This is a genomic window from Microvirga sp. HBU67558 (genome assembly GCF_018069605.1).
In the GTDB taxonomy this organism is placed as follows: Bacteria; Pseudomonadota; Alphaproteobacteria; order Rhizobiales; family Beijerinckiaceae; genus Microvirga; species Microvirga terrae.
Window position 1 is genome coordinate 11,771 of the sequence record NZ_JAGPUP010000547.1, and the last position, 23,162, is coordinate 34,932.

A 23,162-nucleotide genomic window follows, 5' to 3' on the forward strand; every position below is an offset into this window, starting at 1 on the left:
AGGTTACGACGTCAGGCGGCTCGGCTTGAGCTCTCCGCTCTGCTCGAGGAGCGAGTGCCCGGTCGAGGCGATATGCGCTTCGATTCGCTTGAGATCGCGCACGATATCGAGCTGAAGTGCGCTGGTGTCGCCAGCCGTCCTGCCGGACCGAAGCTGTTCGAGGTGTTTCTGGGCGACAGCGCGCTCGAGATCCCGGAAGCGCTCCTTCTCGGACACGAGCCGGCGGGCTGACCCGAGGTCCTGGAACATCAGAACGGATGCCGCGAGTTGCAGATGTTCCAGCAGCTTCCCGTGCATGCCAGTGATGTCGTCAAGGCTGTCTTTCGGCAGGCGGAGGTGGTTCTTGATGCGCTTGGCCGCCAGTTCCATCAGGTTCTTGTCGATGATGTCGCCGACATGCTCCAGGTTGATCGCGAAGGCCAGAATATCGGAGAGACGTTTCGCCTCCGCTTCGCTCAAGGCCTCATGGTTGATCGAGCTCAGATATCGGCGAATCGCGCTGAAGAGCCGGTCGAGCACGTCGTCCGTCCGGCTGACCTGATCGACCCGGCTGATATCGTCCAGACGGAAGAGATCCTGAGAGCTGCGCAGCATCGACTCCACCGTATCGACCATGCGCAGCACCTCGCGGGCGGCATTGGACAGGGCGACTGAGGGCGTGTCGAGGGCATCCTTGTCGAGATATTGCGGCGTGCCCGGGTCCGAGGGGCGGAGCTTCTCCGGAAAGGTCTTCAGCAGGAGATCCGCGATCCAGGGCAGCGGCAGGATGAAGACCGCCGCGATGGCGACGTTGAACAATGTGTGAAAATTCGCCGCCAGCCGGGCCGGGTGCGGGTCGAAGACCGCCATGGCGGCAAGGATCGGGTCGATCAACGGCAAGGCCGCGAGGCAGCCGACAGCCCGCATGGCGAAGTTGCCGAAGGGGACCCGCAACTTGGATGGGTCGCCTCCCGCCCCTTCGAGCAGAGGATTGAGAGAACTGCCGAGGTTGGCGCCTAAGACCATGACCAGCGCCGAGTGAGCATCGATGACGCCGGCGCCGGCGAGCGACATGATGAACAGCAGAGCCGCGACGCTGGAATGGGCAAGCCAGGCGAACAGCGCGGACAGGAGCACCATGATCAAAGGATCGGGGGCGATAACGGCCAGTAGATCCTTGATGACTTTGGACGATTCGATGGGCCTTATCGTTTCGCCCAGGAGATGCAGCGACAGCAGCATCAGCCCAAGACCGATGGTCACTCGCCCGAGATCCTTAATCCGGCTCGTTCTTCCCCTGCGATAGGCCACGAAACCGCCGAAAATCAGGGCCGGAAAAATCAGAGATACGTCGAACGACAGAACCTGGACGATCAGTGTCGTCCCCACATTGGCGCCGAGCATCACGGCCAGGGCGGGAACGATGTCGACAGCCCCGCCTGCCGTGAAGGACGCCACCATGAGGGCCGTGGCGGTGCTGCTTTGAAGGACCGTCGTCACGCCGAGGCCGGCGAGAAAGGCCTGAAGCCGTGTCCGCAGTGCCACCCCGAGAATCCATCTCAGATCACTGCCGAACGCCCGCTGAACACCGCTGTTGACCATGTTGATGCCCCACAGAAGCAGGGCAATCTCACCGAACAGGTGGATCAAGACGGAGGTTGCAGACATTCAGTCCTCTGAAATCGGGAAATGCGGCACAATCCTGTTACATACCGGCCAATCGTCGCGACCGCAATCAGGTTGCCGGCTAATCATGAATATGTCTCGGAACAAACTCTGGAAATTCGCGACGAATGCCTGCCTTGGGGAATGTTGCAGGCGAGAGACCCGACCTGCGGATCCGTTGCGCTGTGATTCTCAACCAGACGATCAAGCTAAGCCGTTAGAGTTTCGTCATGAGCTGAAAATCCAACAAGATCGCCCCGATACCAATTTGGCTACTCCTAACGCATGCCGCCATCTCCTTAAGGTCGTCTGCTCTTTTCGTCATATAATCGGTACGCATGGAATGTCCTAAAAGCTAAGTTCTAAGGCGGTTCGGGCGTTGATTGACGGGATCTCACTGGTTGGTGTGCGAGGGCGTGAGATGGGTTTGGACGATCCATTTCCAATCGAGAAATGCTCCGGACGCGTCCGGGGAGCAATCTTGGCGGAATTTCGTGGGAGGTGCCCCACCATCCGCGAAGTTGCCAGCATTTCAGATGCCCAATGGCTCACCGTGCCCAATATCGGCCCAACCACCCTGGAGGAGTTGCGCAGCATGACGCAACCTGCCCCCAACGGAGAGTCTCGCCCGAGCCCGACAGGCATGCAGGACGGTGAACTCCTGTCGCGCCTCAACCGACTGCAACGGGAATTGAACATCATTGTCGGAGAAATCCGGGCACGCTTCAGCGCCGGCGCCTCGAAAAAGAACCAGCCACGATAGGTCCGAGGTCCTGGACAACCAACAGGCGCGATCATCTCGATGCCGCATCTGCGAGCGTCGCGCCCGTTCCGAACACCGTCTTCGGGTTTTCAAACTCAGATCGCGAAGGACAGGACCGCCCGGGTCCCGGTATGGCTCTGATCGAACTCGATAGAGGATTGCAGGTTGGACGCCATGGCCTTCACGATCTTCGTGCCGAGGCCGCTTCCCTGGACCACACCGGTGCCCCTCCACCCGATTCCGTCATCTTCGACGACGAGCACCGCCTGCCCCCCTGAAGACGACAAGGCGACGCGGATGTCTCCCGTCGCGCCATTCGGATAGGCATATTTGAAAGCGTTCGTGACGAGTTCGGTGACGATCACGCCAAGGGACACCGCCTTGTCGGTCGGAACCGAGGTCGGCTGGGCGCTCAGGGTGATCGTATGCTCCCGCCCGGCCGCCCGCATGGCACCCTCGAGCTCCTCCACCAGACCCTGCAGATAGGTGTCCATCTCGACGAACCGCACATCGTTCGATGTGTACAGCCGTCGATGGATCTGTGAGATGGCCGTGATGCGGCTTTGGGTTTCGGTTAGGGTATCCCTGGCGATGGTATCGCTGCTCAAGGCGCGCTGCTGCATCGCGACGAGGGCCGCAACAAGCTGGAGACTGTTCGCGACGCGATGGTTGACCTCGCGGAGCAGCATCTCGGCCCGCTCGCGCGCCTCGCGCATTTCCCTTTCGGCCACTTCCTTTTCCCGGCGGAGCCTTTCGGCGGCGAGCGCCTGCTCGGTGGCCGTCCGTAGGAGATCGAGGAAAACCCCGCCGACATCCTTAATGACGTAGTCGGCCGCCCCCGCCTTCAAGGCCGCGACCGCGATCCTGCCCTCGTCGGCCCCGGTCACATAAATGACCGGAGGAGGGTTCGGCATGGCTTGGATGTCGGAGAGGACCTCAAGCCCCTCCTTGCCGGGCATGAAATGGTCGAGCGCGACCACGTCGAACTTCCCGGCGGCGAGCTGGTTCAGCCCCTCATCACCGCTGAGGGCGTGCCTGACCTCGAATCCATGGCGCGCGAGGGTCCTTTCGACGAGGCGGCCCAGGCCGTGATCATCGTCGATATACAGCAGGCGGATGGGTGGGCTTTCGGCAGCTCCCACGCTCATAGGGTCTCGGGAACCTGAATCACTGATAGAAAAAGCCCGAGCTGACGGATGGCCTGAGAGAACGACTCGTATTCCACCGGCTTGGTGATGTAGACATTTGCGCCAAGGTCGTAACAGCGCTGCACTTCGCGCTGATCGTCCGTGGTGGTGAGCACCACCACGGGTGCACGTCTCAACTTCTCGTCGTTTTTCAGACGGGCGAGAATGTCGACCCCATTCATGTCCGGCAGGTTGAGGTCCAGCAGCACCAGGAAGGGGCCGGCGTTGCGCACCTCTTCGTTGAACAGATGCTCCAGCGCGGCCGTTCCGCTGGCGAAGGTGCGAAGCTCGTTGCAGACCCCTGCCCGGCGGATGTTCTTTTCGATCAGGCGGGCATGTCCCTCATCGTCCTCGACCATGATGATGGTGACGGCATTTTGCTGCGGCATCAGGCGGCTTCCGAATTCAGGCTTATATATCTTGGCAGGGCAACGGTGAAGGTCGAGCCCTCCCCTGGCCGGGACGATACGGAGATCGTGCCCCCAAGCCTTCGCACGAGAGCTCGCACATGCGCAAGCCCGATTCCCTCGCCCTGCTGATCCTGTACGCCGGAACGCCGGAACAGATCGAAAATCCTTTCGAAATCCTTCGGATCGATACCGCGTCCATTGTCTTCGACTTCGTAGAGAACCTCCGACCCGCGCTCAAGCCCCCGGACGACGATCCGGCCCGGGCGGGACGGCTGAAGGTACTTCACGGCGTTGTCGATCAGGTTTCCGAAGATCTGCTCGACGGCGAGACGGTCGCTGGTGATGTCGGGCAGAGCCTCGATCAGCAGGTCGGCGCCCCGTTCCTGAAGCTGGTGGGCCACGCTGCAGCGCTGGGCCTCGAGCAGTTGAGCCATGTCGATGGGTTCTGGGGCCAGAACCCGTCTCCCTTCGCGGGACAGCCGCAGGATCGCGCTGATCAGCTTGTCCATCTTCAGGGTCGACGACCGGATGAAGCCGATGGCCTCGGGCAGGTCCGCCTCGATGGCTGCCCGGGTCTCCGACGCGATCAGGCCAGGGTCGGCCTGGCTGACATTCCGATAGAAGCGTTCGATCTCGGCCTGAGCGCCTTCGAGTTCGCTCGTAAAGCCCATCACGTTGACGAGCGGCGCCCGCAGATCGTGGCTCACGATATAGGCGAAGCGCTGGATCTCTTCGTTGGCGGCGTCGAGTTCCGCCACCCTGTCCGCCAGGATCGATGCCAGCCTTCGGGTTTCCTCCTCCGTGCGCAGCGCACGCTCCCGGCTCTCCCGGAGAGCATCCTGGGCCTGCTTCAGATCGTGGATATCGGTGCAGGTTCCGAACCAGCGCTTGATCCGCCCGTCCTCGTCGCGCACCGGCTGCGCCCGTCCAAGGACCCAGCGGTACTCCCCCGAGCGATGACGAAGCCGGTACTCGATGTGATAGGGCTCGCCGGTCTCGAGGCAGTGGCGCCAGACGCCCCAGGCCCGCTCCTGATCGTCCGGATGGAACATGCCGTTCCAGGCCTCGCCGTCCGTGGAACCCTCCGGGACGCCCGTGTACTCGTACCAGCGTTGATTGTAGTAGTCGTGAAAGCCGTCGGGACGGGTCGCCCAGATCAGCTGATCGATCGAATTGGCAATGGCCCGGAAGCGCTCCTCGCTTTCCCGCAGGGCGGTCTCGACCCGGCGCCGCTCCTCGAGTTCCCGTTGGGCGGCCTGGAACAGGCGGGCATTGTCGATCGCGACGGCCGCCTGGCCGGCGATACCGGCGAGCAGGATCTCATGTTCCTGCCTGAACATGCCCGGCTGGGGATGGCCGAAGAACAATCCGCCGAGCACCTCGCCCGAGCGCGATGTGACCGGCACCGCCAGATAGCTGCGAACCGGCAGGTGCCCTTCCGGCATTCCTCGATGGGGGCTGTTCCGCCCGTAGCGCGGATCCTGGAGAATATCGTCGGACCGGATGATCCCCTCGCCCTGAAAAGTCGGCTGGAACACGGCGGTCGCCCTCGGCATCGGGAAAGCGGCGAAGGCCCCTCGCTCCACGCCGGACAGGGCGTAGAGCATGTAGCTTTCGCCCTTCTCGTCCAGGACATTGTAGAAGAAGGCCCCGAAACGGGCGCCGGTCAGCGCTACGCCCGCATCCGTGACGATCTGGACCACGCGATCGAGATCGAGCTCCGCCGCAATCGACGCGCCGGTCCGGTTGAGGATGGCCAGATTCCGGGTTTCGGCCCTGAGAGCCTCTTCGGCCTGACGCGTCTCGGTGACGTCGTGCCCTTGGACGAAGATGCCCGAGACCTGCCCGTCCGACCCGAAGATCGGCTGATAGACGAAGTCGAGAAACCGTTCCTCGTGAACCGTTTCAGAGCCCTGTTTCAGGAGGACTCGAATGCTCCGGCCGACGAAGGGCTGCCCTCCGTGATAGACGCGATCGAGGAGATCGATGAAGCCCTGCCCGACCACCTCCGGAAGCGCCTCGCGGACCGGTTTCCCGATGATGTTCTCGCGGCCGATCAGCTGGAGATAGGCCGCATTCGCCATGGTGAAGACGTGATCCGGCCCGCTGAGAGCGGCCATGAATCCCGGTGCCTGCTGGAACAGCCCCCGCAGGTGCTGGCGCTCCTCGCTCAGAGCATGGTTCGCCTCCTGGACGGCCTGCGCTCTTCGGAACATATCCGTCTCGATCAGGGCGGATGGGCCGGAAGGCAGGACCGTGCTCTTGGCCAGGTTCCGCAGCCGGTGAAGCTCGGTCACATCGACCGTGTGCTGGAGAATGAAGGCGGCCTCGCCCTGCTGGTTGAAGAGCGGCGTGTGGGTCGCGCTCCAGTAGCGCTCCTCGAAACCCTGTCCGTTCGGCAACGGAATGGCGTATTCGATCAGCGGCAGATGGTCCGCCACCCGGTCCCGGATGACCTTCTCGAACGATTTGCGCAACTGCCGGTGGCTGGCAGAGTCCGGATCACTGGGAAACGCCTCGAACATGTTTCGCCCGACCAGGTCTTCCCGGCGGCGCATCGTGACCTGGAGATAGGCGTCGTTCATCCCGACGATGGTGAGCGACGGGTCCACCAGCACGTAGGGGTTGGGAGATGCACTGAACAGCGCTTCGAAATCGATCGTCTTCAATCGCAATGCTGGTCAGCCGCCAGCCCCCTCGTTCGTTGTCTCAAAGAGCTGCACCGTATTTAGGTGGCTCTCGGCCGAGTGCCATAGGATGCGACATTCTCCCTGCACCTGTGACCGATCCGTCACTGGGACGGCCTAGGGCGTACCCGGCGCGATGCGCCCTAGATCACTCGCCATACTTGATTTGGATCAGCGCAGCCGCCTCCCGGGCCCGCTCGCGGGCTTCCTCGACGGTGTCGCCCGATGCCAGGGCGACGCCCATCCGGCGATGCTTGCGGGTGGTCGGCTTGCCGAAGATGCGCACCTCCACGTCGGAACCCGGCGTCGCCAGAGCGAGGGCCTCCCGCAATCCCTCCATGGTGAAGCGCTCGGCCTCCCGGTCGGCCAGGATCACCGCCGAGGCCGTTGGACCATGCAGCCGGACCGGCGGGATCGGCAGCCCGAGAACCGCGCGGGCGTGCAGGTCGAATTCCGACAGGTTTTGGGACAGGAGCGTCACGAGTCCCGTATCGTGCGGCCGGGGCGAGAGCTCGGAAAAGATCACCTCATCGCGGGTCACGAAGAACTCGACCCCGAAGATCCCGTATCCGCCCAGGTCGTCTACCACCTTCCTGGCCATCTCCTTGGCGTCGCCGAGCAGCTTCTCGGTCATTGGGGTGGGCTGCCAGGATTCCTGGTAGTCGCCGCGCTCCTGCCGGTGTCCGATGGGCTCGCAGAAGGAGACGCCCTCGCGGGATCGGATCGTCAGCAGCGTGATCTCGTACTCGAAGGCGACGAATTCCTCGACGATCACCTTCTTCCGGTCCCCGCGCATGTTCGCCACCGCATCGTTCCAGGCCTGCTCGAGCTGATCGACCGTGCGCACCGTGCTCTGCCCCTTGCCGGACGAGGACATGACCGGCTTGATCACGCAGGGCAGGCCGGTGTGCTCGGCCCCGGCCTTCACTTCCTCCAGGCTCTCGGCATAGCGGTACCTGGACGTACGCAGGCCGAGCTCGGTGGCGGCGAGTTCCCGGATGCGGTCGCGGTTCATGGTCAGCGAGGCGGCTCGGGCCGAGGGGACGACGGTAAAGCCGTCGGCCTCGAATTCCTGCAGGACCTCCGTGCGGATCGCCTCGATCTCCGGGACGATGAAATCCGGCCGATGCTTCTCGATGGCGGCCCTGAGGGCATCGGCATCGAGCATGGAGAAGACCTCAGTCTCGTCCGCCACCTGCATGGCCGGTGCGTTCACATAACTGTCGCAGGCAACCACGTGGCAGCCGTACCGCTTGGTCGAGATCACGAACTCCTTTCCGAGTTCGCCGGATCCGAGAAGGAGAATCTTGGCTGTGTACACGCGGATGCCTTTCGTTGATGGCTGGGAGCTTGTGCCCGGATAACGATGCGCAGGACTTGGTCCGTCGATCGCGCGGAACAGGCGGCGCCCTCAATCACCAATGGACGACAGGAGCCCTCCGGTCGAGTCCCGGCACAGTCCGTCAGGGCTCGGACCGGACTGGTCTGCACAAGATAGCGTCGGACCCGCGTCCTCGCGACCGCTGAATGGGCCGAAACGTCCCGCTTTCGGCATTTTAGCGGCCTGTCATGGATCAAGTTTCTCCGGGTAGCGTTCAACAGCAACGGCAGAAACCGGCTTCGCTTGCGTTGAATGCAGCCCTGCCGTCTCAATCGCGCATTACGCAATCGGAAGTTCAATGGGTTAAGGGGTCTGCGCAGGAGAAACCCAATGCTTGCCAAGAAGAAACCGTCCGAGAGCCGGCATCGGCGCGTCACCCGGGTCGAACCTCCGGTCCTCGAGGAGGCGATTGTCGCCGCCCAGGGCCTCACGGATGACATCGACAGTCAGGTCGAGATCGCCGCGCAGCTGATGGGGCTGCCGCAGGAAGAAGTCCGCCCTGTGGTGCTGAAGACCCCGGCCCAGCCGCGCCGTCACGAGCGGATGCCCGAACGCATGATCATGCCCGAGCGCAGCGACGGGCCCAAGGTCGTAGTGGTGGAGCGCAAGCGCCCGCGCCTCGTGATGCCGCGATAAGTTCTCTATTCTGCCAGCCCGTCCGGATGCGCCGCACGACGGCTTCGTCCTCCATGCCCCATTGCCGCCGTCCCGCGGGATTGTCCCACCATGGTCAAAGGTATTCTTCTCGCTTTCCTTGCCTTTGCCGTCTTCGCATGGGGCGATGCCGTCGTGAAGGAGATCGGGCATGGGCTCGATCCCTTCGAAGTGACCTTCTTCGGCTATCTCATCCCCCTTCTCCTGTCGCCCGTCTTCATGAAGAGCGGCGACAGGATCGTCGATCTGGTGCGCTGGAACCGGCCCTGGCTGATGGGGCTCAGGGTCTTCCTGATCGCCGCGACCACGCCGTTCAGCGTCATGGCGTTCCGGAGCCTGCCCTTTGCGGAAGCTTTTGCCCTTCTGTTTCTCATGCCGAGCCTCGTCACGGTGCTCTCCATCCTCGTGCTCAAGGAGCATGTCAGGTGGCGGCGCGGACTCGCCGTCTGCGCGGCCTTTATCGGCGTGCTGATCATCGTACGCCCCGGGTTCAAGGAGTTTCTCCCGGGCCACCTGGCCGCGCTCGCGACCGCTCTGTGCGCCGCGGGCGGGGTCATCACGGGCCGGATGATCGGGCATACGGAGAAACGCTTCACCCTGATCGGAACCGTCTTTCTGGCCACGACCGTTCTGGCGGGACTTCTGATGATCCCGGGTTTTGCCTGGCCCACCGGCCATCAATGGGTGCTGCTGCTTTCCTTCGCGGCGACAGCCTTCGTCGCGCAGGCGCTGTTCATCATTGCGACCCTGTACGCTCCGGCCGACCGGCTGGGAGCGGCCCAGTACAGCCAGATTCTTTGGGCTTTGGCCATCGGAGCGCTGTTCTTCGATGAATGGCCGGACGCTCTGGCCTTGGTCGGCATCTTCATCGTCGTGGCGGCCGGATTGTTCATCTTCGCCCGGGAGCAGACCCTCAAGCGGGATCAGCCTCGGACGTCCGCGCCCGCCGAGGCTGTCCCGACCGGACCAGCTGCACCTTCCCTGCCCGGCCGACGCTGACCAGGGTGCGACTTCTGCGTCAACGTCGTTTTTTCCGTTCGGTGCCGCCCTATCTCGGCCTGAAGGGCTCTGATCGCTCGACGTCCGGGCCAGAGCCGAGGGTGACAGGTGGTTTCGTTGGCAGGCGCGTATATCAACCGGATCGGCACGGCCGTCCCGCAGCATGACGTCCATCAGACCTTCATCGGCTTCGTGGACCAGTTTCTCCCCGATCGAAAAAACAAGCTGATCTTCCGCCGCATGGTTCAGCGGTCGGGCATCGAACATCGCTACTCAACCTTGCCTCCGAGCGAGAACCTCGAGGCCGCAGCCGATCGGGAGGGCTTTTTCCGTCCCGGACAGTTCGCCGGGACGGGCGCCCGGATGGAGCGCTTCGAGACCCATGCCGTTGATCTCGCTCAGCAGGCCATCGAGGCGCTCGAGCTGAACGAGGTCCTTTCCACCCTCACCCATATGGTGGTGGCATCCTGCACCGGCTTCACCGCCCCGGGGCTCGATCAGCAGATCATGGAGCGTTTGGGGCTCAACCCCTCCATCGAGCGGACCATGGTCGGCTTCATGGGCTGCGCCGCTGCCGTGAATGCCCTTAAGGTGGCTCATCACATCGTCCGGTCCGAACCGGAGGCCCGGGTTCTGGTGGTCAACCTGGAGCTCTGCACGCTCCACCTTCAGGAGACCTCCGATCTCGAGGTGATCCTCAGCGCCTTGCTCTTCGGCGACGGCTGCGCGGCGAGCCTTGTATCGGCGGAGCCGCAAGGCATCGCGCTCAGGGATTTCCGCGTCGCGACGATCCCGGACACCCGCGACCTGATCACCTGGCGGATCGGCGATGCCGGGTTCGAGATGAGCCTGTCCGGAGAGGTCCCGCAGCAGATCACGAAGGCGCTGCGCCAAGAGGCCACCCGCAACGACCTGGGTGGCATCCTTCGTGGCCAGCACAAGGACGACTTCGATCTCTGGGCCGTCCACGCGGGCGGGCGAACGATCCTCGACGCGGTCGAACAGGGCCTCGACCTCGCCCCGGATGCCCTGCACTGGTCGCGCGGCGTGCTGCGGGACTTCGGCAACATGTCCTCGGCCACCCTGATGTTCGTCCTGGGCCGGATCATGCAGGGTGCCCCCCCGAGCTCGAACGGTTTCGGCATGGCGTTCGGACCGGGTTTGGTGGCCGAGACCTTCCGCTTCACCCTTGCCGGATAGAGGCTCCCATGAGCCGGAGTTTCGCCCAGCGCAGCCCCGAGACGGAATGGATGGACACTGAGTCCGTCAGCCTCGACGATTACCGCGCCTGCCTGAAGGATCTGGCAACGGTCAATGTCGTCACCATGACCCATGGACCCGTCCTGAAATGGCTCGACCACGCTACCCGTCACCTGAATCCCGGTGACCGCGTGACGATCCTGGACGTCGGCTATGGATACGGGGATCTGCTGCGCCGGATCCATGCCTGGAGCCGGCGCCGGAGCCGCCCCGTCTACCTGATCGGGGTCGATCTCAACCCCATGAGCGAGCCGATTGCGCGCGCCGCGACCCCTGCCGACGTCCTCATCGATTTCCGGACCGGCAATGTGTTCGATTTTCGGCCTGAGCAATCCATCGACTTCATCATCTGCTCGCAGACGACACACCACATGTCGGACCGCGAGGTCGCGGGCTTCGTACGCTGGATGGAGCGGACCGCCGCACGCGGCTGGTTCATCGCCGACCTCCACCGCCATCCGATCCCGTTCCATTTCTTCCGCGCTCTCTCCTGGGCGGCGCGTTGGCACCGCTTCGTCCGGCACGACGGGCCAATCTCGATCGCCCGCAGCTTCCGCCGGAACGACTGGAAGCAGATCCTGGCTGCAGCCGGGGTCGAACCCGGGGCGGCACGGATCCGCTGGTATCCCTCCTTCCGCCTCTGCGTGAGCCGGTTGAAATGAACATTGGATGCGTCGAGGAGACCGTGATCGTCGGCGGCGGCCTGGCCGGCGCGTCGGCAGCGTGCATCCTGGCCGAGGCTGGACGTCCGGTCCTTCTGCTCGAACGCGATGCGGAGCCCCGGCACAAGGTCTGCGGCGAGTTTCTGAGCATTGAGGCACAGACGTATCTGGCCCGCCTCGGCGTCGACCTCGACGGCCTCGGAGCAAGCCGGATCTCGCGCCTGCGCCTCGTCCGCAAGCGCGGCGCGACGGAGGTCTGCCTGCCTTTCGTGGCCAGAGGATTGTCCCGAAAGGTCCTGGACGAGGCCCTGCTGTTTCAGGCCCGCTCCCGAGGGGCTCGGATCGTCCGAGGCGAGCCTGTCAGGTCCATTTCGGTCGATCGGTCGGCGGCTCGGATCGAGGTTGACGCCGGCGGGCCGATCATCGCGGACAGCGTTTTCCTGGCGACGGGAAAGCATGACGTGAGAGGTGTGAAACGACCGACGGCGAATACCACGGGCGATCTCATCGGCTTCAAGCTGCATTACAGACTGACCGACGACCAGCAGCGGGCGCTTCAAAGCTTCGTCGAGGTCATCCTCTTCTCCGGCGGATATGCCGGACTTCAGATGATCGAGCAGGACATTGCCAATCTCTGCCTCGTCGTGTCCCGCCAACGGTTCGAGGAACTCGGCAGGCGTTGGGATCCCCTCATCGCCGACATGGCGGATGAGTGTCCGCATCTGGCCGAGCGCCTGCAAGGCGCGCAACCGCTCTACACGCGCCCGTTATCGATCTTTCAGATTCCCTATGGCTTCCTCCATGCCCCGGATGAAAGCGAGCCGCAGGGCTTGTACCGCCTGGGCGACCAGGTCGGGGTCATTCCCTCGTTTACCGGGGAAGGCATGTCGATAGCCCTGCACAGCGGGTGCCTGGCCGCCGCGATCCATCTTTCCCATGGCAGGGCCAGCTCGATCTTTCACCATCGGGTCCGATCCGACATCAGGCGCTCGATCCGGCTGGCCTCCACCTTGAACCGCGTGGTGCGACATGCGGCAGGCCAGCAGGCGGCGTTCCATCTGAGCCGGATCTGGCCTGACGCCATGCGGCATGTGACGACCCTGACGCGCGTGCAGGAGATCGCCATGACCCGCGCGCTGACCGCCTCATGATCATCCCCCGGAAGCCGCAATCGTCCGAAGCGGTCGCGGAGCATTACGACGAGCTCGATCCGTTCTACCGTGAAATCTGGGGTGAGCACGTCCATCATGGCCTCTGGACGACGGGCCGTGAAACGGTGGATCAGGCCGTGGAGGCGCTGATCGCCCATCTTGCCGACGCCTTGGCGCTCGCGCCGGCACAGCACGTCTGCGACGTCGGTTGCGGCTATGGCGCGACGGCCGAATGGCTCGTCCGGCATCATGGTGTCCGGGTTACTGGGGTCACCCTTTCGGCCGCCCAGCTCCGGCGTGCGGAACAGCGCGCAGACGGATTGCCCGGTCTCCGTTTCCGGCGGCAGGACTGGCTCGCGAACACGTTCGAGAATGGTGCATTCGACCATGTGATCGCCATCGAGAGCTCAGAGCACATGCCGGACAAGCAGCGGTTCTTCGACGAGGCGTATCGAACCCTGAAACCAGGCGGCAGGCTTGCCGTCTATGCCTGGCTGGCCCGCGACCGGTCGCGTCCCTGGGAGGAACGCTTCCTTCTGGAGCCGATCTGTCGCGAGGGCCGCCTGCCCGGTATGGGAATGGAAGCGGAGTATCGCGCCTGGGCCCGAAAGGCGGGCTTCTCCGTGGACGGCTTCGAGGATCTCAGTCGCAAGGTGAGGCGCACCTGGTCGCTCTGCGCCGGTCGGGTGGCGACGAAGCTCCTGACCCGATCGGATTACAGGCGCTATCTGCTCGATGCGCGCTCCAAGAACCGCGTTTTCGCCTTGAGCCTTCCCCGGATCTGGCTCGCCTATCTCGCCGGATCGATGCGCTACGGGTTCCTGACGGCCCACAAGGTGCCGGACCGCGCCTGACCTCAGACCTGGCGCGCCGCCCTGGCGAGTTGATCTGCGGTCTCGGCTGCCCCCATGGCGCCGGCCAGCGCTTCGGCCGTGAGGCCGCCCGCATCCGTCGCCTGGGGATTTGCCCCCCGTGCGAGAAGCACATCGACGATCCCGGTGCGATTGAACATTGCGGCGACCATGAGCGGGGTCTTGCCGCCTTCGCTGCGCCCGTTGGCGTCTGCGCCACCGTCCAGCAGGCACTGGACCGTGGCCATGTCGCCCTTGAAGGCGGCGCCGGCGAGTGGCGTCTGGCCGCGATCGTTGGCGAGTTCCGGATCCGCTCCATGCGCAAGCAGCACCCGCACCGCGTCCACATGGCCGTGATAGCTCGCGAGCATCAGGAGCGAGTCCCCTTTCTCGTTGCGCAGGTTCGGCGGCAATCCCATGCGCAGCAAGTCCCCGAGTTCCTGTGCCTGTCCGGCTCTCGCATGCTGGAACACCCGCTGGGCGAACGCGATCGTCTCTTCGTCCAGTTCAGGCTTGGGCGGTCCATTCTGCATCGTGCTCTCCGGGTTCCGCCTGCGGACGGATCATGCGTCAGGCGGCGGTCAATGTCCTGGCGAGAAGATCGAGAACCGCCGGGCCGTCGACCCCGATGGCGACCTGAACCGGCGTTCCGTTTCCGTCCACCGTCAACGCTCCCGCCTCCTCGGTTGATCCGGTGTTGACGACGAGGTGCAGGTCCTCGAGACGGAACAGTTCCGGCGCCAGGGCGAAGAGCATCACGCAGGGGTCATGCAGCGGACGGCTCTCCTGATGCGTCTTCGTCTCGAAATAGGATTCGACGAGATCGGCCACCATCGACGCGAGAGGCTTTCCGGCCACCCGCAGCGCCTGCGCGAACTCCCGTGAGGCGCGCACCCTCCGGGTGACGTCGAGCGGCACCAGCACGAGGGGCAGTCCCGACGACACGACCACGGCGGCGGCTTCAGGATCGGCCCACAGATTGAACTCGGAGCGCGGGCCGACATTGCCCGCCTCGTGAACCACCCCGCCCATGGCGATGATCCGGCCGATGCGCCGAGCGGCATCCGGGTTGTCGATAAAGAGCCGGGCAATGTTCGTGAGCGGTCCGAGAGCGAAGATGTCGACCGTGCCGGCGGGCTGGTCGAGCAGGAATTCGGCGAGCCATGCGGCGGCAGGCAGGCTTTCCGGCGGCCGAACAGGCTCAGGCAGAGCGACGCCGCCGATTCCGTTCTCGCCATGAAGATTCAGCGGTTCGGGTCCGGGCCGCGAGAGCGGCGCCGTGGCTCCCTGAACGACCGGAATATCCTCCCGGCCCGCGAAGGCGAGCAGCCGGCCCCCATTGCGCGTCGTCGTTTCGATGCCGATGTTCCCGGCGACGGTCGTCATGCCGGCGATTGAAAACGTCGGTGAGGCGAGAGCGAGCAGGATCCCAATGGCATCGTCGATGCCCGGGTCCGTGTCGATGACGATCAGCCGGGGTTTTGCGTCGGGCATGATGGGTCTAGAAACCTTGCTGTGAGTCCGTTCGACCGCTTATCCGACACCGGACCGGATTTGACCATAGCCACAGGTGCCCCGTGAAACCTACAGCCTCGCTCCCCGACGATCTTCTCGTGAATGCCGCGGACGAGGTGGCGATCAGACAGGACCTCGTTCTGGTCGCTCTGGGCAAGCGGCCTGCGGACCTGCTCCTGCGCGTCGGATGCCTGCTCGATGTTCATACGCGAACTTGGCTCGACGATCAGGAGATCGCCATCCGCGGCCGCCGCATTGCCTGGACGGGACCGGCGGGCACCTTTCCCGGCACGGCCGAGGCTCGGGTGGATCGGAGCGATCTCTCGGCGGTTCCGGGTTTCGGCGAGGTGCACAAGCATATCGAGAGTTCGCACCTCACGCCGGAATACGAAGCCGCGCTCGTCCTGCCGCGCGGAAATACCTGGACCTGCGAGGCGAGCCACGAATTTTCGAACGTGGACGGGCCTCACAATCTCGAATTCTGGCTCACCGCCCGGCGCCACGGCTCGCCGATGAAGATCTTTCCGCTGCCGGGTTCGGCCGTTCCGCCGACCGCCTACGAATGGGGCGGCGGATATTACGGCTACGACGAGCAGGCAGGATTTCTGAAGGACAGCCTCATGGTGGCGGGCCTCGACGAGGTCATGGACTGGCCCGCCGTCTGGAATCCGGACAACCCTTCGCACAGGCGGCTCTGGGGCATGATCAAGGCGACGTTCGAGAAGCGCGGCGTGGTGGAAGGCCATGGGGCCGGCCTGCGGGATCTCCCTTCGATCAATGCATTCGCGGCAGCCGGTCTGGCATCGGACCATGAAGGTTGGACGGCCGAAGAGGTGTGGGACAAGCTCCGCCACGGCATCTTCATCGAGATCAGGCCGCATTCCATGCCGGAAATCATCGCCGGACTTCTCCAGCGCGGTCTTTCCGACTGGTCGCAGGTCGCGTTCGCGACCGACGACCGCAGCGCTTCTGACACCCTGCGGATGGGTGCCACGGACCACAATGTCCGCCTCGCCATCGAGTCGGGACTGCCGCCGGACATCGCGATCCAGTGCGTGACCATCAACCCGTCCCGCCACATGCGGCTGACGCCCTGGGTCGGCAGCATCGCGCCGGGCCGCTTCGCGGACATTGTTATGCTCGACGACGTTGCAAAGGTGTCCATCGCCGAGGTCTGGGCCGACGGCAAGCCTGTGTCCACAGGACAGGATTATCTCGGCCCCCTGCCCCCGATCGGCTGGCCTAACTGGGCTTCGCAGACCGTGAAGATCCAACGCCGGATCGAACCGAAAGATTTCGCCATCGCGGCCGAGCCGGGCCGCGCCACGATGCAGGCCGCTCTCCTGCGCCCTTTCCACTGGCACGACGACTTCATTACCATGGAGCTCCCCGTCGAGAGCGGCGAGGTGCAACGGGACGCGAGCCGGAACGTCACGAAGTTCTCCATCGTCGACCGCTTCTCGGGCGATGGACGGATCTCGCGCATGTTCTGGCTCGGCTGCGGACCCAAGACACCGGATACGGCGGTCGGGTGCACGGTCGCGCACGACAAGCACAATCTCTGGGTCGTCGGCTCCTCCGACGAAGCCATGGCCATGGTGGCCAACCGCGTGGCGGAGATCGGAGGCGGCTGGGTCCTCGTGAGCGGTGGTAAGGTTCTTGCCGAGGTGCGCTACGAGATCGGCGGGTTGATGACGCAGCGCTCCGCGGCGGATCTCGACGCGGAGATGCAACGGCTCTATGCGGCAGCGGATCGGATCGAGTGGCTCTACGAGCCCACCTTCTCTCCACGCTGGTATCCTGGGTTTCCGGAGCGGCTCCAGTTCGCGACGCTGACCTGCGCGCCGTGGCGCTGGGTCCTGGTGGCGCCCTGCGAGGCCGCCCCGCAGGGCTTCGTCAACGTGGCGACCGGGCAGACGCACCCGGTCGTCTGGTAGACGTCATCGGGCCGCGTCGATGCGGGCCATCTCGGCCTTGAACGCGGCTGCGATCTGGCCCGCGTCGCGCAGGATCTTCTTGCGCTCCAGGCTCTCGACTTGGCGGCTGCGCATGATCCAGCGGCCGCCGACCATCACGTCCTGCACGTCCACCGGCATGGCGGAGAACACCAGCGTGGCGTAGATGTCGTAGACCGGCTGCAGGCGCGGCGCGGATAGATCGATGCGGATGAGATCCGCCTGCTTGCCAGGCTCGATCGAGCCGATGCGGCCGTCGAGGCCGAGCACTTGGGCCCCTTCCAGCGTCGCCATGCGGATCACCTGGGCGGCCGGCATGGGCTTACGGCTGTGGCCCAGCAGCTTCTGGAACATGGAGACCGGTCCAAACTGGCTGAACAGGTCGAGGGTGTTGCCGCTCATCGGTCCATCGGTCGCGATGCCGACCTTGATGCCGGCCGCACGCATGGCCTCGATGGGGGCGATGCCGCGTCCCGCCTTCGCATTCGACCGCGCATTGTGGGCGACGCGCACATCCGCCTTCGCCATACGGTCAATCTCGAACGGGTCTATATGCAGGCAATGGGCCGCGATCAGCCCGGGTCGCAGCAGCCCCGCCTTCTCGACCACCGCGACGGGCCGCAGGCCGTGGTTCTTGCGGCACCACTCCATTTCGCTGTCCATCTCGGCCAGATGGAGCTGCACCGGCACGCCGGGATGCGCCTCGGCCCAGCGCGCCACGCGGGCCATGATCTCCACATCGGTTGAATAAGGCGCATGAGGCGCGATGGAGGGAACGATCCGCTCGTGCCCGGAGAACTCGGCCACCAGTTCCTCGACGAGCGCGAAGCCCTCGTCAATCGTCCGGTGATCCGGCGGATCGAAGGTTGCGAGCGTCTGGCCGACCACGCCGCGCAGCCCTGCCTGGTCCAGGGCGCGACCGACCTCCCTCTCGTAGTAATACATGTCGGCGATGGTGGTGACGCCCGCCTCGATGGATTCGAGCGCGCCGAGAAGCGTACCGACCCGGACCATCTCGGGCGTCACGAACTTGCGCTCCATGGGAAGCACATAGCGGAACAGCCGGTCGTCCACGTCCTCGCCGAGGCCGCGGAAGAGGGTCATGGCCAGATGCGCGTGGGGATTGACCATGCCGGGCATGATCACGTCGCCGCCGACGTCGATGATCTCGGCTCCCGCAACGGGGGGCGGCTCGCCAGACCCAAGAGCCCGAATCGTGCTCCCCTCGACATGCACCCATCCCCGCTCGATGACGCTCATGGTCCCGTCGATGGGAAGCAGGCAGGCGTTGACGATCAGGATCGACGCCATCACTCGTCTCCCTCGCCCGCCAGGATGGTGCATTGCTCGGGAACGGGAACGAGCTTCGCCTGGGTGCCGGCCTGCAGGGGAGCCGTGAGGCTGCCGTTGGCGACGAGGGGGCCGGCCGCGGTCTCGCACTGATACTGGTAGGCCCTGCCGAGATAGGTTCTCAGGCCCAGCCTTGCCGGAAGCCCTTCGGCGGCCGCATCGGTCGAAACGACGAGCCCATCCGGGCGCGTGGCAAGCAGGAAGGTGTCGGGAACGGCACCGAACAGGCTCTGCGAGAGACGCAGCCGCATCCCTGCCGTCTCGGCCGTCACCCCGTCGCCGTCGCGCGAGACCACCTGGAACGGGATGATGTTCTCGAACCCGACGAAACGGGCCACGAAGGTATTGGCCGGGCGCCGGTAGAGCACCTCCGGCCGGTCGAACTGCATGAGACGCCCGGCATTCATGATCGCGACGCGGTCGGAGATTGAGAACGCCTCCTCCTGGTCGTGCGTGACATAGACCGACGTGGTTCCGTTCGCCCGCTGGAGCTGGCGGATCTCGACGCGCATGTCGACCCTGAGCTTGGCATCCAGGTTGGAGAGCGGCTCGTCGAACATCAGCAGCGGCGGCTCGATCACGAGCGCCCGGGCGAGAGCGACACGCTGCTTCTGCCCGCCCGAGAGCGCTCCGGGCGCTCGGCTCGCCAGAGCCGAAAGCCCGACGCGCTCCAGCATCGCCATGGCCCGCCTCCGGCGTTCATCCGTGGCAATCCCGCGCTGCTTCAACCCGAAGGCGACGTTGTCGAGGACGGAAAGGTGCGGGAACAGGGCGTAGTTCTGGAAGACGAGGCCGATGTCGCGCTTATGGGTCGGCAGGCGCGTCAGGTCGCGACCGCCCAGCGTGATTGATCCGCTGGTGGGCGACAGGAACCCGGCGATGAGCCGCAGGGTCGTGGTCTTGCCGCAGCCGCTGGCGCCAAGGAGGGACACGAGCTCGCCCGCCTGGACCGAGAGCGAGAGGTCTTCGAGGACCTTGGTCGTCCCGTAATGGGCGGAGACGGCTTCGAGATGGAGAGGCTGAGTCACGGAAAGCTACTTCGCAAGAAAGGTGAGGCCGAGGGTCCGCTCAACGATGGCCATGACGGCCACCGTGAGGAACATCAGAAGGACGGACACGGAGGCGACCGTCGGGTCGAAGAACTGCTCCACATGGGCGAGGATCTGGATCGGCAGGGTGCTGATGCCCGGCCCGGTCAGGAAGAGCGACACCGATACGTCGTTGAGCGAGGTGATGAAGGCGAGGATGAACGCCGCGATCACCCCTCCCCTGACATTCGGCAGAACGATGGTGAAGAATGTCTTCACCGGAGCGCTGCCCAGGCTGATCGCCGCCTCCTCGATGGAGAAGTCGAAGGACGCGAGGCTCGCGCTGATCACCCGAACCACGTAGGGCAGGACGATGAGCGTGTGGCCGATGAGGAGGGCCAGGAAGATCGGCGCTCCCGTTCCGACCGTCAGCGACTTCAGGAGGGCGAAGCCGAACACGATTTCGGGCACGAGGATCGGCAGGACGAACAGCGTGCCGAGCCATTTCGGCAGTTCGACCCGGAAGCGGTTGAGCGCATAAGCCGCCGGGATGCCGATCAGCAGCGCGATCAGCGTCCCGAGGAAGGCGATCTGCAGGCTGGTGACGATGGTCCGCCGGAAGGCGCTGATCTGAAAGATGTTCTCGAACCAGCGCAGGGACAGCCCCTGCGGCGGAAAGGTCAGATACGTCGTGTCGCTGAGGGCCGCGCCGACCACGATGACGAGCGGCACCATCAGGAAAAGATAGACCAGCGCCGCAACGACGATGAGCAGGGGATGAGGTCTGTCGGACATCACGTGGCCATGGGGTTGATGCGGCGGGCGATGTGGCTCATCGCGAGAACGATGGAGATCGTGATCACCGTCATGATGGCGGCGATGGTCGAGGCGCCGACCCAGTCGAAGGACACCATGGCACGCTGCTGCAGGAGCGTCGCGAGCACGGTCTGGCGTTCCCCGCCCAGAAGCTGCGGCGTGGCGTAGGCCGTGAAGCTGCCCGTGAAGACCAGCACGGCGCCGACGATGAGCCCGGGCACGGCCAGGGGAAGCAGCACCTGCCAGAACGTCGCCATGGGCGATGCGCCCAGCGACGAGGAGGCCTGCAGCACGTCCTTGGGGATGTTCTCCAGGACGCCCACCAGGGACAGGACCATCAGCGGCACAAAGAGATAGACCATCCCGACGATGACGGCGCCCTGCGTGTAGAGCATCTCGAGCGGTTCATCGACGACCCCGAGCGCGAGCAGGGCCTGGTTCAGGATGCCGTTGCGGCCCAGAATGATGAGCCAGGCGAAGGCGCGGACCACGACGCCGGTCAGAAGCGGAAACACGGCCGCCACGATGAGAAGGCTCTTCAGCTTGCCCGGCGCGCGAGACACCACATAGGCGGTCATGAAGCCGAAGATCAGGGAGATGATCGTCGTCAAGGCCGAGATCTGCAGGGTCCGGAACAGGACGGTCGTGCGGAAGCCGCTGTTGAAATAGGAGATGTAGGGAGCGAAGGCCCCACGCGGGTCCATGAAGGTGCCGGCGATCACGGCCCCGATCGGTACGATCAGGAACGCGATCACGGCGAGTGTGGCGGGCGCCGTCAGCGCCCACCCGGTTGCGCCGTTCCGGCGCCAGAAGCGTCTCGATGTCATGATGACCGGATTATTTCCCGAAGACCTCGCTCCAGGCGTCGAGCCAGTCGCTCTTGGCCGCGTTGAGCTTCTCGTAATCGAGACGCTTCAGCGACGAGATCATCTTCTGGCCATAGGTCCAGCGGGCGGCCTCCTCGGGCTTGAGCTGCACGGCGGTGGCCACCGGAGCATCCACGCCGCGCTCGGCCAGCGTCTGCTGGATCTTGGGATCGAGGATGAAGTTGATGAACTGGTGCGCGAGTTCGGGGTTCGCCGCCCCCTTGGCGATGTTCACCGTGTTGAGGGTGGCGTAGTCGCCCTCCTTCAGCTCGGCCCAGCGCACGGTCGGGACCGCGGCCTGGATCTGGGCGAGGGTGAAGTCCTGGGCCATGGCGACCGAGACCTCCCCGGTGGAGAACAGGTTCACGAGCTCCGAGCCCGTATTGTAGTTCTTGACCACATTGGGCTTCAGCTGCTCGAGAGCCTTGAAGGCCGCGCTCTCGTCCTTGTAAGGATCGACGCCGGCCTTGTTGGCCGCGACGAGAACCGTCATCGGGCCGGCCGTGGTGGTGATGCCCGGCAGGGAGACGCGGCGCTTGAGATCATCGCGCCACAGGTCGTTCCAGGATGTGATCGGGGCCGACACCTTGGCGCTGTCGTAGATGATGCCGACGCGTCCGATGGTATAGGCCGGGCCGTATTTGCCCTGCGGCTCCTTGGCGAGATCGTAGATGCCATTGACGTTGGGGATCTTGGAGCGGTCGACGGGCTGGAACAGCCCCTCCTGGATCCCAAGCTGCGAATAGCTGTCGGTCAGGTAGACGACGTCGACCCCGCTGCCGCCGCGGATCTTGATCTTGTTCAGGCGATCGGCGTTGTTGCCTGTTTCAAAGACCAGTTCGCAGCCGCACTGGGCGCGGAACGGCCTGAGAATGATCTCTTCCAGCTTGTCGCCGTTGAAGCCCCACCAGGAAATCGTCAGGGTCTTGTTCTGGGCCACGGCCGGCCCCCCGGCCAGAGCGGTCAGAACAAGAGCCATGCCCGCCAAAGGTTTCTGCCAACGCCCTACCATCTGAGGATCTCCCGGGTTCCACTGTATCACGGCCAAGGGAAAGGGTGCCGATGCCCTTTACGCGGTCGATGACCGCCCTACGGGGTCCACGCATTAACACAACCACGGCCGCTGGAAAGCCCCGCCCGCCGAGGACCCTGCCTACCTTACAGCCATTCTGCTCAAAAAACCTGCAAATCAAAGGCACCCTATTCGGGAGCCCAGGCACCGGCCGCATTCCGCTTCAGGCGCGGGGTCCGGAGCACCCCCACGACCCGGTCCCGCGCTCCGGGAAAGACGGCCGAGACCGGCTCCTTCCACGCGTCCGTCTGAAGCATCGCCGCCCCGATGGCGACCGGTCGGACGCCACAGGTGTCCAGCAGCCGAAGGGCGGCAGCGATCGAGCGACCGCTGCTGATCACGTCGTCGACCAGCAGCACCTGCCGGCTTTCGACCAGCGGCAGCATGCGCGGATCGAGATAGAGGCGCTTCACCTGCTCGGGACTGGTGATGGAGCTCATCGGGACGGAGAGCTCGTCGCGGTACCAGAACTTGCGCGAGGTCCCGAGCGGGACGTAGCGGGCATGCCCCAGCTTTTTCGCCGTGCCGCTCGCCAGCGTCAGTCCGAGGGTCGGCAGTCCGATCACCACCTCCGGGTCGAAGGGTCGGACCAGTTCGGCGAGGCTGGCGCACAGCGCTTCCTCGACGGCGAAGCCGGCCTGGTTGATGATGAGGGACGCCAGCGCGTGCTCTCCGTCGGCCAGCTCGCGGATCGGAAGACGCAACTGGCGCCCGTCCGCGAAATCGGCCGGGAAGAACCCGCGATGCCCGTCGGACGGCGACGGGTCGAATGTTCGAGGCGGATGGATCTCCTGCCAGAAATCGTGCGGCTGCATCGCTCGTCTCGTTCCTCGAATTGTACAGGATGATTGTCGTGGGTGTTCAGCCGCGTTATCGAACGATTCCGGCCGCAAATCCAGGACGACATCGCG

Annotated in this window: 21 protein-coding genes; 8 read left to right on the forward strand and 13 right to left on the reverse strand. The window is 64.6% G+C overall.

Features of this window, described 5'->3' with window-relative positions:
* Positions 1–3: 3 nt before the first annotated feature.
* Complete coding sequence (locus tag KBI52_RS22660) at positions 4–1,647, reverse strand: Na/Pi cotransporter family protein (RefSeq protein ID WP_210811845.1); 1,644 nt, start codon at positions 1,645–1,647, stop codon at positions 4–6.
* 418 nt (positions 1,648–2,065) lie between these two features.
* On the opposite strand from KBI52_RS22660, the gene KBI52_RS22665 reads away from it, so the two are divergent.
* Positions 2,066–2,407: a hypothetical protein gene (locus KBI52_RS22665; RefSeq protein ID WP_210811846.1), complete on the forward strand. Its 342-nt coding sequence runs from the start codon at positions 2,066–2,068 to the stop codon at positions 2,405–2,407.
* Between the two features lie 95 nt (positions 2,408–2,502).
* On the opposite strand, the gene KBI52_RS22670 is transcribed toward KBI52_RS22665, so the two are convergent.
* The 4 genes from KBI52_RS22670 to purT all read right to left on the reverse strand — a co-directional run bounded on the left by KBI52_RS22670 (position 2,503) and on the right by purT (position 8,012).
* Positions 2,503–3,555 carry a sensor histidine kinase gene (locus tag KBI52_RS22670; RefSeq protein WP_173946881.1) on the reverse strand — a complete coding sequence of 351 codons (1,053 nt, stop codon included), beginning with the start codon at positions 3,553–3,555 and terminating at the stop codon, positions 2,503–2,505.
* On the reverse strand, positions 3,552–3,983 hold the full coding sequence (locus KBI52_RS22675) for a response regulator (protein WP_173946882.1): 432 nt from the start codon (positions 3,981–3,983) through the stop codon (positions 3,552–3,554). The genes KBI52_RS22670 and KBI52_RS22675 overlap by 4 nt, the downstream gene beginning before the upstream one ends.
* Positions 3,983–6,673: a PAS domain-containing protein gene (locus KBI52_RS22680; protein ID WP_210811847.1), complete on the reverse strand. Its 2,691-nt coding sequence runs from the start codon at positions 6,671–6,673 to the stop codon at positions 3,983–3,985. Before KBI52_RS22680 ends, KBI52_RS22675 begins: the two co-directional genes overlap by 1 nt.
* 166 nt (positions 6,674–6,839) lie before the next feature.
* Positions 6,840–8,012 carry a formate-dependent phosphoribosylglycinamide formyltransferase gene (gene purT, locus KBI52_RS22685; RefSeq protein ID WP_210811848.1) on the reverse strand — a complete coding sequence of 391 codons (1,173 nt, stop codon included), beginning with the start codon at positions 8,010–8,012 and terminating at the stop codon, positions 6,840–6,842.
* Between the two features lie 390 nt (positions 8,013–8,402).
* Between purT and KBI52_RS22690 the strand changes: the two genes are divergently transcribed.
* From KBI52_RS22690 to KBI52_RS22715, 6 genes are all read left to right on the forward strand, one after another.
* The gene (locus KBI52_RS22690) at positions 8,403–8,708 is read left to right on the forward strand and encodes a hypothetical protein (protein ID WP_210811849.1); all 306 of its coding nucleotides are present in this window, start codon (positions 8,403–8,405) and stop codon (positions 8,706–8,708) included.
* A 90-nt stretch (positions 8,709–8,798) separates the two neighbouring features.
* Positions 8,799–9,725 carry a DMT family transporter gene (locus KBI52_RS22695; RefSeq protein ID WP_173946886.1) on the forward strand — a complete coding sequence of 309 codons (927 nt, stop codon included), beginning with the start codon at positions 8,799–8,801 and terminating at the stop codon, positions 9,723–9,725.
* 108 nt (positions 9,726–9,833) lie between these two features.
* On the forward strand, positions 9,834–10,925 hold the full coding sequence (locus tag KBI52_RS22700) for a type III polyketide synthase (RefSeq protein WP_210811850.1): 1,092 nt from the start codon (positions 9,834–9,836) through the stop codon (positions 10,923–10,925).
* A gap of 8 nt (positions 10,926–10,933) precedes the next feature.
* Positions 10,934–11,647 (forward strand): methyltransferase domain-containing protein, encoded by a 714-nt coding sequence (locus tag KBI52_RS22705; protein ID WP_210811851.1) that lies wholly within the window; start codon positions 10,934–10,936, stop codon positions 11,645–11,647.
* Positions 11,644–12,798, forward strand: a complete 1,155-nt coding sequence (locus tag KBI52_RS22710; RefSeq protein WP_210811852.1) for an NAD(P)/FAD-dependent oxidoreductase — start codon at positions 11,644–11,646, stop codon at positions 12,796–12,798. The genes KBI52_RS22705 and KBI52_RS22710 overlap by 4 nt, the downstream gene beginning before the upstream one ends.
* Positions 12,795–13,652 carry a cyclopropane-fatty-acyl-phospholipid synthase family protein gene (locus KBI52_RS22715; RefSeq protein ID WP_210811853.1) on the forward strand — a complete coding sequence of 286 codons (858 nt, stop codon included), beginning with the start codon at positions 12,795–12,797 and terminating at the stop codon, positions 13,650–13,652. Before KBI52_RS22710 ends, KBI52_RS22715 begins: the two co-directional genes overlap by 4 nt.
* Positions 13,653–13,654: 2 nt before the next feature.
* Here the strand turns inward: KBI52_RS22715 and KBI52_RS22720 are convergent, their stop codons facing one another.
* Positions 13,655–14,182, reverse strand: a complete 528-nt coding sequence (locus KBI52_RS22720; RefSeq protein ID WP_210811854.1) for an ankyrin repeat domain-containing protein — start codon at positions 14,180–14,182, stop codon at positions 13,655–13,657.
* Positions 14,183–14,219: 37 nt separating this feature from the next.
* Positions 14,220–15,143: a nucleoside hydrolase gene (locus tag KBI52_RS22725; RefSeq protein ID WP_210811855.1), complete on the reverse strand. Its 924-nt coding sequence runs from the start codon at positions 15,141–15,143 to the stop codon at positions 14,220–14,222.
* A gap of 83 nt (positions 15,144–15,226) precedes the next feature.
* Between KBI52_RS22725 and KBI52_RS22730 the strand changes: the two genes are divergently transcribed.
* Complete coding sequence (locus KBI52_RS22730; RefSeq protein ID WP_210811856.1) at positions 15,227–17,101, forward strand: adenine deaminase; 1,875 nt, start codon at positions 15,227–15,229, stop codon at positions 17,099–17,101.
* Between the two features lie 3 nt (positions 17,102–17,104).
* Here KBI52_RS22730 and KBI52_RS22735 read toward each other — a convergent pair whose 3' ends face one another.
* From KBI52_RS22735 to KBI52_RS22760, 6 genes are all read right to left on the reverse strand, one after another.
* Positions 17,105–18,430, reverse strand: coding sequence for an amidohydrolase family protein (locus KBI52_RS22735; RefSeq protein ID WP_210811857.1), 1,326 nt, complete (start codon positions 18,428–18,430; stop codon positions 17,105–17,107).
* A complete protein-coding gene (locus KBI52_RS22740) occupies positions 18,430–19,497 on the reverse strand; it encodes an ABC transporter ATP-binding protein (RefSeq protein WP_210811858.1) in 1,068 nt (355 codons plus the stop codon). The genes KBI52_RS22735 and KBI52_RS22740 overlap by 1 nt, the downstream gene beginning before the upstream one ends.
* A gap of 6 nt (positions 19,498–19,503) precedes the next feature.
* Positions 19,504–20,295: an ABC transporter permease gene (locus KBI52_RS22745; protein ID WP_173947291.1), complete on the reverse strand. Its 792-nt coding sequence runs from the start codon at positions 20,293–20,295 to the stop codon at positions 19,504–19,506.
* Positions 20,292–21,140, reverse strand: coding sequence for an ABC transporter permease (locus KBI52_RS22750; RefSeq protein WP_173947290.1), 849 nt, complete (start codon positions 21,138–21,140; stop codon positions 20,292–20,294). Before KBI52_RS22750 ends, KBI52_RS22745 begins: the two co-directional genes overlap by 4 nt.
* 10 nt (positions 21,141–21,150) lie before the next feature.
* Positions 21,151–22,191 carry an ABC transporter substrate-binding protein gene (locus KBI52_RS22755; RefSeq protein ID WP_173947289.1) on the reverse strand — a complete coding sequence of 347 codons (1,041 nt, stop codon included), beginning with the start codon at positions 22,189–22,191 and terminating at the stop codon, positions 21,151–21,153.
* A 188-nt stretch (positions 22,192–22,379) separates the two neighbouring features.
* Positions 22,380–23,066 carry a phosphoribosyltransferase gene (locus KBI52_RS22760; RefSeq protein ID WP_173947288.1) on the reverse strand — a complete coding sequence of 229 codons (687 nt, stop codon included), beginning with the start codon at positions 23,064–23,066 and terminating at the stop codon, positions 22,380–22,382.
* Positions 23,067–23,162 lie beyond the last annotated feature (96 nt).

Excerpts from the sequence above, each read along its gene's own strand:
- KBI52_RS22660 (WP_210811845.1), bottom strand. The coding sequence starts at position 1,647 with ATGTCTGCAACCTCCGTCTTGATCCACCTGTTCGGTGAGATTGCCCTG.
- KBI52_RS22665 (WP_210811846.1), top strand. The coding sequence starts at position 2,066 with ATGGGTTTGGACGATCCATTTCCAATCGAGAAATGCTCCGGACGCGTC.
- KBI52_RS22670 (WP_173946881.1), bottom strand. The coding sequence starts at position 3,555 with ATGAGCGTGGGAGCTGCCGAAAGCCCACCCATCCGCCTGCTGTATATC.
- KBI52_RS22675 (WP_173946882.1), bottom strand. The coding sequence starts at position 3,983 with ATGCCGCAGCAAAATGCCGTCACCATCATCATGGTCGAGGACGATGAG.
- KBI52_RS22690 (WP_210811849.1), top strand. The coding sequence starts at position 8,403 with ATGCTTGCCAAGAAGAAACCGTCCGAGAGCCGGCATCGGCGCGTCACC.
- KBI52_RS22695 (WP_173946886.1), top strand. The coding sequence starts at position 8,799 with ATGGTCAAAGGTATTCTTCTCGCTTTCCTTGCCTTTGCCGTCTTCGCA.
- KBI52_RS22705 (WP_210811851.1), top strand. The coding sequence starts at position 10,934 with ATGAGCCGGAGTTTCGCCCAGCGCAGCCCCGAGACGGAATGGATGGAC.
- KBI52_RS22710 (WP_210811852.1), top strand. The coding sequence starts at position 11,644 with ATGAACATTGGATGCGTCGAGGAGACCGTGATCGTCGGCGGCGGCCTG.
- KBI52_RS22715 (WP_210811853.1), top strand. The coding sequence starts at position 12,795 with ATGATCATCCCCCGGAAGCCGCAATCGTCCGAAGCGGTCGCGGAGCAT.
- KBI52_RS22720 (WP_210811854.1), bottom strand. The coding sequence starts at position 14,182 with ATGCAGAATGGACCGCCCAAGCCTGAACTGGACGAAGAGACGATCGCG.
- KBI52_RS22725 (WP_210811855.1), bottom strand. The coding sequence starts at position 15,143 with ATGCCCGACGCAAAACCCCGGCTGATCGTCATCGACACGGACCCGGGC.
- KBI52_RS22735 (WP_210811857.1), bottom strand. The coding sequence starts at position 18,430 with ATGGCGTCGATCCTGATCGTCAACGCCTGCCTGCTTCCCATCGACGGG.
- KBI52_RS22750 (WP_173947290.1), bottom strand. The coding sequence starts at position 21,140 with ATGACATCGAGACGCTTCTGGCGCCGGAACGGCGCAACCGGGTGGGCG.
- KBI52_RS22755 (WP_173947289.1), bottom strand. The coding sequence starts at position 22,191 with ATGGTAGGGCGTTGGCAGAAACCTTTGGCGGGCATGGCTCTTGTTCTG.
- KBI52_RS22760 (WP_173947288.1), bottom strand. The coding sequence starts at position 23,066 with ATGCAGCCGCACGATTTCTGGCAGGAGATCCATCCGCCTCGAACATTC.